This is a genomic window from Oleiharenicola lentus (assembly GCF_051660365.1).
In the GTDB taxonomy this organism is placed as follows: Bacteria; Verrucomicrobiota; Verrucomicrobiia; order Opitutales; family Opitutaceae; genus Lacunisphaera; species Lacunisphaera lenta_A.
Window position 1 is genome coordinate 1044942 of sequence record NZ_JBOZXB010000001.1, and the last position, 15016, is coordinate 1059957.

The following is a 15016-nucleotide window of genomic DNA, read 5'->3' on the forward strand; positions in this document are numbered from 1 at the left end:
AACGCCAGCCGAGTGCGGTTTCTCCCCTAATATCAGCTCATTCGCCCCCGCTCACTGGCCGGCCGGACACGTTTTTCCACGCTTATTGCAAAAAGAAGAGCTGCAAGCCGACGCCTTTTTGCATTAGAGCAGTATCACCCACCTGGTTTTTTCGTTCGCACACACCCTAAATGCACCTGACATCCCGTTTCTTCGCTCGCGGAGCTGCGTCTGCCCGTCTCGCTAAATCCGTTCTTTTCGGCACTTCTCTCGCACTGGGCCTGCCCGCACTTGCGCCGCGCGCGATGGCGCAGTCGACCATCACGTTCGACACGCGCTACACCGCGAGCAACGTCAACATGTGGAGCGGCAGCAGCCCGACGCTGATCAATTACAACAAGTTCATCGGGGTCACCTGGGACGAAAAAGCCGGCCCGTATGGCGGAATGTCTTACGGCGCGTTCGGCGAACCGTGGGGTCTCGTTTTCAGCGCGGAGACGTCAGGCAAGATCGGTTTCGACGTCATGTTCAAGTCCACCAGCGGACACATGAACATCGACCTGCCGAACACCATCTCGCTCGACATCCCGGATTTCAACCTGCCTTCGAGCCCCGGGTTCACGCCGACCATCAACGTCACGCAAAATCGCAACGTCGCGCCGGGTAACAACATCCTCGAAACGACGTTTCCGCAGGCTCAATTCTCCGTCGGCGCCGTCCTGAAAGTCCACGCGAGCGTCACCGCTGACATCGGCTACGGCTTCGGCCGCGATTCCGGCACCGTGACGCTCTCCGATCTGACCAAGGTCGCCGGCGTGCTGACCTACAATCCTGCGCTGCTTTTCATCAACCCCTTCGATCTCACCATCCCGCTCGTCAGCTACAACGTAAACAACAGTAACAAAATCCAGCTCCTTGGCGGACTCGGCAGCATCGCCGAAAAAGATTTGGTCAAGAGTTTCACGGTTCCGATCAACCGCGACACCTTCGCGACGTTTAACAGCAACGTCTCGGTGCCGCTGGCCGTGGAGGTGGGCAACATTCGTTTCAACGCCATCGATATGGACAACCAATCGGGCTCGTCACTCCGATCGGTCGCCCAGCAAAACGAAGTCCTCGCGATCCAAGCCAATCTTCTCGGCCTGACCACCCTCGCGCTCGGGTTGCCCTTCAATCCTTTCGAGCCGAAGATTCACATCCCCGGCACGCCACTATTGGTCGACGCCACCATCCTCAGCGTCGATGCCGGCATCGCGCTCGGCCTGCGCCAGACGATCGAACTCAAGCCGCAAACCCGCCTCGTGCTGCAGAGCAATTTCGACGTAACCTACGAGGTCGACGGACAACTCATCACGACCAAATACCTCGACGTGCTCCTGCCCGACGACGGCGGCCCGTCCGCGATCAAAGTCGTCAGCCGCCCCGACGATCCCACGCTACAAATCTACCCCTCGGTTTACGTCAGCCCGATCGCGCTTAACCGCGTCGAACTCGGTCTTGCGCCCACGCTCACGGTCGAGGCGCTCAAGTTTGGTATCTCCGCTTTCGGTTTAGGCGGCGGCCCGCCTCCGCTTTTCAAACAGATCCTCGCCGCCGACCCCTACTTCGTCGATATCTTCAACTCCACCTTCAGCCTCAGCGGCAACGACGCCTTCGCGAAACGTTACCGCATCCTCGATTCGATCATCAACCCGGGCGCCGCCGTCGGCGAAGACCTCGCGCTTAACCCGCACGAATACGTCACGCTGCGCAACGTCACGCAGCCGTTCGCCACGCTCGATATCCCCAACGGCGCCGTGTTGCTCCTCGATAACGTCGGCTTCGCCAACACCACCTCACTTTCCATCGCATCGGCGGGCGAATTCATCCTCAAGGGCGGGGCCAACTCCGCCGTCGTGCGCGGCCTCAACATGGCGCCCAACGCGCGCGTCACCGTCGACGCCGGCAGCACGTTGCACAACACCGGCCTGCGCGACGCCAACGGCAACCCAATCCTCGATCACCTCGACCGCGGCACGCCAGGATTCGTCGACGCCAACGGCGTGCTTGCCAACGGCAACTTCACCCTGCGCGGCCAGCTTTTCTACGAAGGCGCCGACATCACCACCATCGGAGCCAACGCTTCGCTCACGCTCATCGACAACGCCGCCGTGGGCGACGGCACGCTCCACCTGCTCAACAACGGTGCGAATCCGCTGCCGACCCTGCGCACGCTCGACGGCGCGCTCACGCTGGCCGGCCCCAGTCTCTCGCTCACTGGCCCGCTCAGCCTCGGCGGCGTGCTCGATCTGCAAGCGGGTTCCACGCTCACCACGCCGGGCCTCACTGCCACCGGCACCGGCCTCGATGCCGGCACGATTCTGCTCGATAATGCAACCTGGGTCGACACGCGCGGCGGCACCTTCGGCAACGTCACCGCCGGCGGCCACCTGAGCGGCATCAATTTTTTCCTCGGGAATAATCTGGGCGGCGGCCAATTCCGTTACACTGGCGCTTCGATCACGCAAAACGCCACGAGCATCGTGCTCTCCGGCGCGCCGCAAACCGGCGGTTACCTCGCGCGCAAGACGACGGGCAACAATCTGGAAGAGGGCCTCAAGACGCTCAACACCAACACCGGCTCGCTGTCCTTGCTTGCGGGAGCGCAACTTACGGTCGACAACACGCTCAACAACTTCAGCACGCTGGTGCTCTCCGGAGCGAACACGCGCCTAACTCTCGCCAGCGGTTATCTGGGCAACACGGGAATTTTCACGGTGATCAACGGCGCGACGTTTGAAGCGCCGAATTTGAACAACATCAGCGGAGGCGTGCTCGAACTCACCGAAACCAGCACGATGACGCTCGGCACGCTGTCCAATGTCACAAATCCGGGAGGCGGCGTCGCGGGCACGCTCGGCGGCCTCGGCATCTGGAATCTCGGGGGGCGCATGGACCTCGGCTCGCTCAAAATCAACGCGCTCGGCGCGGACACCACGCTCATCCTGCGCACGCCCAACGCCAACGTCAGCGGCAACTCGTCGGTCAACGACGCCTTCAGCGGTTTCTCGCGCAACAACGGCACGATGACCGTGCGCGAAGGCGCCTCGTTTGTTTCCACCACCGCCTTCACCAACACCGGCGTGTTCACCGTCTCCGGCCGCAGTGCCGGCAACACCCCGGTCAACTCCTATGTGAGCTTCGCGGGCATCGCTTCGCAAACCGGCACCATCAACGTGGGCACGTATGGCCGCCTGGACACCAGCGGCGCCGACACCAACAACTCCAGCCTGCCCGTCGACGGCAGCAACCGCCTCATGGGCGGCACTTGGAATATCGGCGGTAACGTGCGCTACACCGGCGCCGATCTGAGCGGCGTGGCCGCGGGAACAACGCTGATTTTCATGCCGGATGCGGAACTCCCGAATCTGGTCGCGACTGCCTACAACACGAATACAGCGGGCAACTATTTCACGCGCTTTGTCGATGGTGTTGCGGCCACTCAACCCTCCCTGCGCTCTTTCAACTCCATCGCGGGCATCCTCGCCCTCTCGGGCCACACGTCGCTGCGCACCGACAGTTCGCTTACGATTGAAAACGGCGGCTCCATCACCGTGTTCCCGAAGGGCACGCTCCACGTCACCGGCCCAAACCTCACCATCGCGAACGGCGGCCTGCTCGACCTCGGCGGCAATCTCATCCTCGGCGGCAACGCCGGCAGCACGACGACCTTTCACGTGCCGGATAATTTCGACTTCATCAGCAGCGGCGAAATCCAGCTCGGTCGCCTCACGGCCAGTGGCGGACAATTTTCACTCGACGGCTCCGGCAACCTCGCCGGTGTCGGCACGTGGAAAAATTCTTCCGCGCTCATTCGCGGCGCAGGCACGCTTTCCGGCAACAGCGTCGTCAACCGCGGCGCCATTTACGCGGCGGCGGGCACGTTGAATTTCAACGCGACCAACGGCCAGATCATCAATTCGGGCCGCATGGGCTCGTTGCGCGAAGGCGCGAGCACGTCGTCGCTCGACATCGCCAACGCCACCATCACCAACCAGGAAACCATCGGCGGCAACGTCGTGCAGGGCCTGCTCGATTTCCAATCCAACGGCACGCTCTCGCAGGTCACCGTCAACGGCGGCAACATTTTTGTCGGCCCGCAGGGCACGCTCTCGCTGCAACTCTCCACCCTGAACACCAACGCACTCGTCGTGTATGGCACGTTGGGCGTCGGCCTCGGCACGAACTACATCAACGGAAACATCGATCTCGCCGGCCAGCTGACCGTGGCCGGCGGCGCGACGCTCGTAACGGAATTTAACAAGACGTTTAACAACTACGGCACGCTCACCGTGAACGGCGCGATCGGCGGCGGCATCTTGAAAAACAACCGGCTGATCAATGTCTCCGGCGCCAACTCGGCCCTCGGCTTCGTGGAAAATTCCAGGAATGGCGTCATCAACATCGCCGGCGGCACCAACTTGCAGGCGTCGTTCACCTACTACGGCAACACGTTCAAAAACGAGGGCCTGATTCACCTCGCACCGGAAAATCCCGCGACCAATCCCAACACGTCCGCCAGCATCACGCTCTGGCAAAACACCACGTTCAACGGCGGCGGCGCGGTGCAACTCGGCGGATATTACGCCTCGAATGCGGTTAACTTTACCAACTTCGAACAATACTTCGCGACGTGGTCCAACGCGGGCAGCGGCACGATCAGCGGACTCGGGGCGGGCTTTACGCTCACAAATCAAAACCACACGTTCCAAGGCGCCGGCAATATCGGCGGCGGCAATTTGACCGTCGTCAATGACACCGGCGGCACCCTCCACGCGATGGGCGCGGGCCGCGAACTCACCATTCAGGCCGACGCAGGCGGTTTCACGAATCGTGGATTTCTCGACGTCGACAGCGGCGCGACGCTGCGCATCACCGGGCCATTTCATTCCCTCGTCGACGGCGCGCTCATCGAAGGCGGTTACCGCGTCGCGGGCACGCTCGTGTTGCCGCAAAACGTCGGCCAGTTCGACAACGCCGTCACCATCCTGATCGACGGCGCCAGCGCCTCCATCGCCGGCCCCAACGGCCAGAATGTCGGCATCAAGAAGAACCTCGCGACCGGCAGCTTCACCATCGGATCCGGTTACAACTACACGCTCGACGCGAACGGCGCGAACACGTTTCAAAACGACGGCACCCTCGGCGTCCGCACGGGCTCCACGCTGTTCATCGACGGGCCAAATTTCGCCAACTTCTCCGGCACCACGCTCAGCTCCTCCGGCACCGGCCTGGCAAGTCGCTGGGTCATCGACGGCGGCACGTTGAAATTCAACAACGCCGACGTGCGCACGAACGCCACGCACCTCACGCTCGGCGGCGCGGCCCCGCAAATCGTCGACCAGCTCAACAGCAACGCGCTCGCGAATTTCTCGCTCAACTCCGGCACGCTCGCGATCAACAAAGCCCTCGGCTACGCGCTGCCGTCGGGCGTCGGACTGTTCCAAAACAACGGCACGCTCGCCGTCGGCAACAACTCAGTGTTCACGTTCGGCGTCGGGCTCGGCATCTTCCGCAACACCGGCACGCTCTCGATCTTCGAAAATTCCACGATGTCGTTCGGCGCACTCACGTTCGACAACCGCGTGGCGCTCTCGCTCGCCGACACGTCGACTCTCCATGCGTCGGTCGCGAATCTCTACAACAAGTCCACGATCACCCTACGCGAAGCCTCGACGTTGATCGTGGGCGCCTCGGTGGTGAACTTCACCAATCGCGGCGACGACGGCACCGTCGGTCTCATCCGCGTCGGCACTGGCGCGACGCTGCGCTTCGCCGGCAACAATGTCGCCGGCCTTACCGGCACGGGCACCGCCGCTGTCACGACCGGTCGCTACGAAGTTGCGGGCACGCTCCGCTTCGATTCCGGTGCGTTCACGCATCTCGGCACCGACCTGACTTTCTTTGGCCCGAGCGCAAAAATCGTCAACTCAGCCGGCGCGAACGCCAACGCGCTTTCAACGATCACCGCGAGCGGCATCCTCACGCTCGGCAACCGCACGTCCGCCGTCGGCGAGGCACAGCTCCCGAATTTCAGCGCCCCGCTCACCACGAATCACGGCGCGATTTTCATTGGCGGCACGGCCGTCGCGGATGGCGCGGGCGGCACGCACGAAACCGGCGGCGCGCTCACCTTGACGAGCAACGCGCTCGCGGGCACCGGCCTCATCACGCTCAACTCCACGGAAACGTCCCCGGCCACGCTCACGCTCGCGCGGACAACGGCGGGCGTCTTCACCCTCGATAGCCGCCTCACGGGACACGGTAACATCGAGCGAGGCGGCGCGACCACCGGTCTTACGCTCGGCAGTTCCGGCCGGCTCGTATCCGACGGCGGCATGCTGACGGTGAACACGCCGTTTCAAAATCAGGGTTACGTGGGCGTCAACGCGGGCAGCACGTTGTTCTTCGCGCAACCGCTCAATCTCGTCGGCGGCTCGTTCAATGTCGCGGGCGAAATGAGGATCGCGGGCGATCTCCCGTCGACCTTGCCGAACGGTTTCACGCTCAACCTCACCGGCGCCAACGCTTCCGTGCGCAGCAACGACGCGACCGGATCGGGTTATTTCGGCCAGCTCCGCACCAACTACGCCACGATCGACGTGCGCAATCAGGCGCAACTGGACATCTATCACAGCAGTCTGCTCATCAACTACGGCTCCATCACCGTGGCGGACCAAGGCATCCTGAGCGTCCTGCGCTTCGAAAATCGTGGGCTGTTGACCATCGACGACGCCGTTTTCCAAACCGCGGGTTTCCGAATGAGGAACGACGGCACGATCCGCCTCAACGGTTCGCTCATGGCCGGCGTGGACGGCTCCGGCGACATCTACATCGGCGGCGCTGAAACCAGTTCCCTTTCCAGTCTCAACACCTACACCGGCCGCACCATCGTCGAAACCGGCGCAACACTCGCCGTCAGCCAGGACAGCCAACTCGGCACGCGCCCTGACGTCTCGCTCGGCGCAAATCACCTCGAACTCCACAGCGGCGCGACGCTCGAACTTCAAGGCGGCGTCACCCTCGCTGCGTGGCGCAGTCTCTCTTACGGCGACGAAGCCGTGATCGCCGGCGCGGGCACGATCCTCGGCCCCATCTCCGGCACGGGCGATGTGCACGTGGGCGACCTCAACGCGTTTTTCAACACGTCAGGCAACATCAACGTCCTCGCGAGCGACATCGGCTTCACTTTCCGTGGCACCGCCAACGACATCACCGGCCCGGCGCATTCGATCATGAACCTCGCGTCGATCATCCAGATGAATCGCGACTATAGTTTCGGCGGCACGCTCAAGGTGAAATCGCCCGCCCTGCTCCTCCTCGGCGATGGCGGCACCACGGGCTCGTTTGCCAACGCCGCCATCGTCAACGAAGGCACGATCAACATCAACCGCTCCGGTAACCTCACGCTCGGTCGTTCGTTCAACAGCACCAGCGCGTCGTCGGACCTCTTGCTCGGGGGTGGCGTGCAAGCGACCACCACGGGCGCGAATAATTTCTTCGCGGGGCACACCGAACTGCTTTCCGCCGACACGAAGTTCACGTTCACCGGCGGATCGTTCGCAGGTTTCACGAGCGTCGGTTCCATCGTGCTCGCGCCGGGACTGGGCGATACCGCGCGCATCACCGGCGCGATCAACGGCTCGCTCGGCCACTACGGCACCGTGCGCATGTCGGGACTAGGCACCGGCATCCTCGACCGCACGCCGGATTCGTCGCTCGGCACCCTCATTATCGACTCCGGCACACTACAAATCGGCAACGGCGGCGCGCTTTCGGAATCGTTCTTGTCCAACCACGTCACGAACAACGGCACGCTCGCGTTTAATTTCACAGGCAATGGCACTTTCGGCGGCGTCGCCACCGGCTCCGGCGGACTCACGCTGCTGAGCGGCAACTTGAGCCTCTTCAATGGCCAGGCGTTCACCGGCCCGGTCACGATCAAAGGCGGCAAGCTCGGCATCGGTGACGACAACCGCCTCGGCGTCGCTCCAACGACGTTTACCGCCGGCAATATCATCCTGGATGGCGGCACACTGAGCACCAGCGCCGATCTCCACGCGAACCGCGGCATTACGATCGGCGCCAACGGCGGGACGATCAGCACGGTGACGAGCAACACCGTCGTCAACCTCTCCGCCCCGCTCGCCGGCACGGGCGCGTTCACCCACGACGGCCCGGGCACGGTGAACGCGAAACTCGCCGCCAGCTCCGATCTGCACAACTACACCGCCGCGCGCGGCACGTTGAACCTCAGCAATCAGAATCAAAACACCAGCGTGCGCGAACTGACCGTCAACGAATCCGCCACGCTCAATCTCACCGGCACGGGCACGACCAACGGCTCGGGTTATCTCAGCACGGTGAACGGCACGCTCGGCATCGCGAGCGGCACCTCCGCGCAACTCGCGCTCGCCGGCTCCGGCACAGTCAACGCGAACGGCTCGCTGCTCGCGCAAGGCAGCGTATTCGCCGGAAAAATCCAAGGCACCGGTTCATTCTCCCCCAGCGGCGCTTTCTCTGTGAACGAGCTCACCGTCGCCAACGTCAGCCTCGGTGCGGGCCAGTCGTTGACCGTGAACAAAATCGACACCGACACTCTCACGTTCGACGGCGGCGCACTCGCGATCAACGCGGGTTCGTTCTCCGGCGCGGATCGCGTGGTCGTCAGCAGCCTCGGCCAGGTCGCGCTGGCCGGCACGAGCACGTTTGTCATTCGCAACGAACTCTCCGGCGGAGGCTCGCTCAATTTCAACGGCGGCGGCCTGCTGGGTTTTGTAAACATCGGCACCACCGACGTCGGGATTCTTCACACGGGCGACGTGCAATTTTCCAACAGCGAAACCGTGACGATCAAAACGCTCACCGGCATCGACGCCGCACACACGGTCAGGCTCAACAACGGCAAAGTGATTTTTGCCGGCAGCAGTTTCTGGCAGGGCCAGACCAACGTCGTTAGCGGCGCCACCCTGCAAATCGGCAACGGCGGCACCACCGGCGCCATCGGCGGCACGACCATCAATGTCGGGGCGAATTCCTACGCAGGCTTCGCCCGCTCCGACAATATCACGCTCTCGGCGATGGGCACCACGTTCACCGGCATCGGCGGTCTTTACCAAGCGGGCCCGGGCACGCTCACCGTCAGCACCGCCGCCGGCATTTCCGGCGCGTCGAAGATCAGCGGCGGCACGCTGCGGCTCGTCGAAGGCGGCTCGATTGGCAACGGCGCGTTGATTGAAGCCGGCGGCACGTTGCTCTTCGACTACGCCTTGAGCGACGTCACGTTCGCGGGCCCACTTTCCGGCCTCGGCACGATCACGAAGAACCAGGCAACCAGACTCACGTTGAGCGGCACGAATCCTTTCGCGGGCACGCTCAATATCGACGGCGGCGAACTCATCCTCACCGGCGCCAACACCGGCGCGACCGCGCAAGCAAACATCGCATTCGGCGCGACGCTCAAGCTCGACGAGGGCTCTTCGTTCGCCGGACGCATCGTGAATTCCGGCACGGTGAACTTCGCGCGCGTCGGCGATTTCTCCCTGTCCGCGATCTTCGAAGGCACCGGTCGCTTCAACAAAACCGCCGCCGGCACGCTCACGATCACGAACGCGCCAAACTACACCGGCGCGATCGATATCGCCACGGGCGCGACGCTGGCCTTCGATTTCAACAACACGTCCAGCGAAACCGTCGGTCTGCTCGGCGGCGTCATCACGGGCAACGGCGGGTTGTTCAAATCCGGCACCGGCACGCTCGTGCTCGCCGAAGACAACATGTTCAACGGCCTCACGACGATTCACAACGGCACGCTGCAACTCGGCAACGGCGGCACCACCGGGAAAATCTTCGGCGCCTTCGATCTGCGTGAAAACGGCACACTCGCCTTCAACCGCAGCAACGAAACGATTTTCAACACCCCGATCTCCGGCGACGGCAGCGTGTGGCAACGCGGCGCGGGCAAACTCGTCTTCGCCGTCGACCAAAGCTACATCGGGCGCACGAGAATCGACGCGGGCACGAGCCTGCAACTCGGCAACGGCGGCAGCACCGGCAATCTCGCGGGACGCCTCGCGTTCGATGGCGTGACGCCCATCGCGGCCCATGTGGTGAACAACGGCACGCTCTTCCTCAATCGCAGCGGCAACCCGAGTTTCAATTTCACCAGCGAAGGCACCGGCACAATCGAACAAATTGGCCTCGGCACCGTGACGCTCACCGGCCTCCACACCGCGACCGGCGGCGCGATCATCCACACCGGCCGCACGCTCGCGCTCGGCATCACCGGCTCCATCACCGGCCCGATTGATAACCGCGGCACGCTCGCGATCGACACCGACAGCAGCCCGTTGGGCCGCTCGCTCGACAACCTCTCGATCTTCGGCGCAGGCGACGTCACCTTCAACGGCACCGGCACCACCCGCCTCACCGGCGCACTCGGCCACACCGGCCGCACCAATCTCGGCACCAGCAACCTGAGCTTCACCGCCAACGCCGACAGCCTCATCACCAACGAAATCACGAGCGCCGCCACGAGCACGCTCACGTTATTGGGCAACCATCGCGTGACGCTCACCGCCGACAGTCCCGAGTTCGACGGCACGGCCGTCATCGCGTCCACGTTGCGCCTCGGTAACGGCGGCACCACCGGTTTCCTCGGCGACGTGGCCGGCACCGCCACGATCAACGTCCTCGGCACGTTGGAATTTAATCGCGCCAACGCGCTCGTCCTCAGCTCTGAAATCAAAGGCAACGGCACGATCCGGCAAATGAATGCCGGCGGCGTCACGCTGAACAATGCGCAGCAATTCACCGGTCACTACCTCATCGATAGCGGCGCGGGCCTGGGCCTCAGTCAGATCGGAGCCGTGCCCGACGACGGCGGCATGTTCAATCGACTCACCGTGAACGGCACGCTCACCTGGGGTCGCAGCAAAAACCTCACGCTCACCGGCGACATTGCCGGCTCCGGCGATATCCGCACGACGATCCATGCAGGGAACGTTCTCTTCACCAGCGCACCGCGCGTCGCCACCGTCGAGAATCCCAACCCCGGCGACTCCGCCGTTAACTTCACCGGCTCGGTGACCGCCCCCAGCGGCCGCGTCGTGCTTGCGACCAACGGCACTATGGGATCGTTCTACGCCGACTACCTCGACGTAAACGGCAACATCGCCGTCGCGGGCAACTCTGGACTAAATCACAACGGCGCATTTCTCCGCACCACGATTGCCACGGGCAAAACCCTGACACTCGGTATCGGTGGCACGAGTGGCTACGTCGGCGGTGCCGGCACGGACTTCGACGGCTCGCTCGTTAATAATGGCACGCTCGCCATCAATCGCAGCGACCTCTTCACGCTCGGCTTGAACAATTACGGCGGTGCCGGCGGTCTTCGCCAACTCGGCAGCGGCACCACGGTGCTCAGCGCCGCAGGCTTCAACGGCGACATCGCCATTGAAAACGGCGTGCTCGAAATCCGCGGCGTGACCAGCGGCCAAATCATCAACGAGGCCACGCTGCGCATCAACGGCGGCAGCGCCAGCGGCGCGATCAGCGGCAGCGGCGCGGTCGATGTCCGCACCGACGTGAGCCTGCACGGCAATCTCACCTACACCGGCGAGACGACGATCGCCTCCGGAAAAACGCTCACCATCAACGCCAACCCGCTCACCACGCTCGCGGGTGAAATCGGGGGCGCAGGCTCACTCACCGTGCTCGGCGGCACGCTCGATCTGGCCGGCGGCGGCACTTACACCGGCGCGACTTCGGTCGGCGGCACACTGCGCATTCACAGCGCCCTCGCCTCTGCCCAAATCGGCGGCGCGGGCACGTTGGAATTCTCCGACGCAGCGAACCACACGCTTTCCATGGCACTTGTCGACAGCCTCACCTTGCGCAAAGGCGGCGGCGGCGCGCTCACGCTCAGCGGCACGAATTCCACCACGGGTAACATCTACCTCGACGCCGGTAAACTCATCGCCGGCAGCGCGAATGCCCTGAACGCTGCCTCTAACGTGACCTTCGCTGACGCCGCCGGCGCGGCGTTGGAATTATCCAGCTTCGATCTCACGCTCGGCGCGCTCAACGGCGGTGGCTCCACCGGTGGCCACGTGACCCTCGGTTCGCGCCAACTCACGCTCGCGGGTTCAATGGCGGGCAATTTTGCCGGCAACCTCAGCGGCACGGGCGGCCTCACGATCGACGGCACGCACACGCAAACGCTCACGGGCCACAACACCTACTCGGGCGCCACCCGCATCGCCAACGGCACGCTCACTATCGGCAGCAGCAACGCGCTCGCTGCCTCGTCCGTCGTGCTCGGTTCTGCCGGCGGCGGTGGCCGCGTGGGCTACTTGGAACTCGACACAAACATCACCTTCGATGCCGGTCGCCCGCTCAGCATCGCCGGCCCTTCTTGGCTGATCGTGAAACCTGGTCGCGTCGCCACCTTTAACGCGCCAATCACCGGCTCCAGCGGGTTGTTCATTACCGGCGGCGGTCTCGCAGAATTAAACGCGCTCCCGACTAACACCGGCGGCCTCGAAGTGAACAGCACGCTCAAACTGAGCGCGCCGACAATCAACTACGCGGGTATCACGCTTTCCAACGGCACCGTCGATCTCAACGGCCTGACGCGCACCGCCGCACTGACCGCATTCACTTCCGGCGCACTCGGCAACTCCGCCAGCGCCGCCGCCGAATTCAGCGGCACGTTCACCGCGCAAGATGGCGGGCTTACGTTGAGAGCGTCCAACGGCGACCTGCGCTTCGCCGGCACGTTGGTCAACTCCGGCGCGGCATCCACCACCGTAACCACGGCTGGCACCGGTCGCGTCATCCTCGCCAGCAGCGCCAACACGAATGTCATCGAACGAATCTTCACCCAGAACGGCACGCTCGAAATCGAAAATATCGCCGGGTTCACCGGGCTGAAACGCGTGGCCGCGAACAACACGCGCGTCGAGTTCGCCGGCGGCAGCGCCACTTTCGCGCTCGATGCGCTGACCATCGAAAGTGGCAGCAACGCCGACACCGGTTTCATCAACACCGTCGAAGGCAGCACGATTCGCTTCAACGTCGCCGATCATCCGAACGGCCCAAACAAGTCGCTCGGCTTCTACGACAACGGCAGCGGCATTCTCCTCGGCGGCGCGGGCAATTTGTATTTCGACGGGGACATCGAGGGCGGCGGCACCATTGCCAAGATCGGCCTCGGCAAAGTCACACTCGACGGCGACTCCTCGCAATGGTCGGGCGGCCTCGACGTGCGCGCGGGGATTCTCGCGGGCGCACAAGCGCTCTTCAACAACCGCTCGGTCAACATTCTCACGGGCGCGGGCATCGAATTCCTCGCCGGCAGCGGCGCGGTGAATCTCGGTGCCTTGAGCGGCGCGGGCTCGGTTTCTTTCGGCAACGACGGCCTCACGCTGACGCAAAATTCAAACACGACCTTCAGCGGCGCACTCACCGGCTCCGGCAATTTCACGCGCGCGGGCACCGGCGAACTCACGCTCAGCGGCAGCGTCACCACCGGCGCGATCACCTTCACCGACGGCGCCACGACCATCAGCGGCCCGCTCACCACGGGCGCGATCACGGCCAACGGCGGCACCGCGCAAATCACCGCGCCGACCAGCGCCTCCAGCATCACGGTCGGCTCCGAAGGCAATGTGACGTTCACCAACACGCTCAGCGGCGGCATCCCGATGACCATCGCCAACAACGGCCGCCTGACCCTTACCGCCTCGTCCATCACGAGCAACGGCGGCACCACCTTCACCGGCAACGTAGACACCGCCGGGATCGTGGTTCTGACCAATAACCTGGGCACGCCGATCACGAGCAACGCCGGTTCTTTCACGGTGCGAAACCTCGCAAACGTCGTCGACGACCAGGGCCAGGTGTCCATCAGGTTCACCAGCAACACGGGCACGATCCGCGTGCTGGACGGCGGACAATCCAGCGTGGCCGCCAATTTCACCAACCACGGCACGGTCGCCATCGCCGGCTCCGGCGCCAACGGCGGCTCGAACCTGATGTCCGGCATGGGCGGCGGCGCGGGCACGACGTTCACGCAAGCCGCCGGCTCGTTGACGATCGGCACAGGCGCTCGCCTCTCGACGCGCAACCTCGTCGTCAACGGCGGCACCGTTTCACTTAACGGCACGCTCGGCACCAGCGGTGCCACTCGCCTCATCGTCAACGGCGGCGCGGTCACTGGCACCGGCTCTATCGCCGGCAGCCCGACCACCAGCGGCCTCACGCTCAGCGGCGGCTCGTTCAGTCCGGGCAACTCGCCCGGCGCGATGACCGTCGCCACGTCCGCGTGGAACGGCGGCGGGAATTATCTTTGGGAAATCAACGACGCCGCGAATCCTCTCACGGGCGCTGGCACGCGCTACGACCTGCTTACGATTTCCGGCGCGCTCACGATCAACGCGACCGCGGGAAATAAATTCACCATCACGCTCGCCTCGCTCCTCGCGAACAACGCCGCCGGTGACGTCATTAATTTCAACAACGCGATCAACTCCAGCTACACGATCGCCACCGCCGGCAGCATCATCGGTTTTAACGCCAACGCCTTTACGATCAACGCCACCGGTTTCACGAACCACCTGAACGGTGGCTCATGGAATCTTTCCCAAGTCGGCAACAATCTGAATCTCAACTTCGCCGCGGCCTCCGCGATCCCCGAGCCATCCACCTACGCCATGATCTTCGGCTCCCTCGTGCTGGGCCTCGCCGCCTACCGCAAACGCCAGCTGAGAAAAAATTAATCTGGAACTCACGAAATCAGGAATCGAACCATCCACTCTTTTCCCGCTTTCCCGACTGCCGCATTAAAAATCATTTTCACCCCACGCCCAAAGCCGCGCACGGCCTTCACGCGCTGCATTTCTCCGTCCCTGATTTCCTGAGTTCCAGATTAAATCTGTCTTCTGCGGGTCTTCGTGCCTCTGTGGTTCAAAAAATATTTCCTAGGAATCTCCTC

1 protein-coding gene is annotated in these 15016 nt (G+C 63.5%); it reads left to right on the forward strand.

Going from position 1 to position 15016, the window contains the following annotated elements; translation table 11 throughout:
* Positions 1–170: 170 nt before the first annotated feature.
* Complete coding sequence (locus ACRRQW_RS03910) at positions 171–14801, forward strand: beta strand repeat-containing protein (protein WP_438479949.1); 14631 nt, start codon at positions 171–173, stop codon at positions 14799–14801.
* The last annotated feature ends 215 nt before the right edge of the window (positions 14802–15016 follow it).

What these genes read in the sequence shown, in the direction of transcription:
- ACRRQW_RS03910 (WP_438479949.1), top strand. Translation starts at nt 171, where the DNA reads ATGCACCTGACATCCCGTTTCTTCGCTCGCGGAGCTGCGTCTGCCCGT.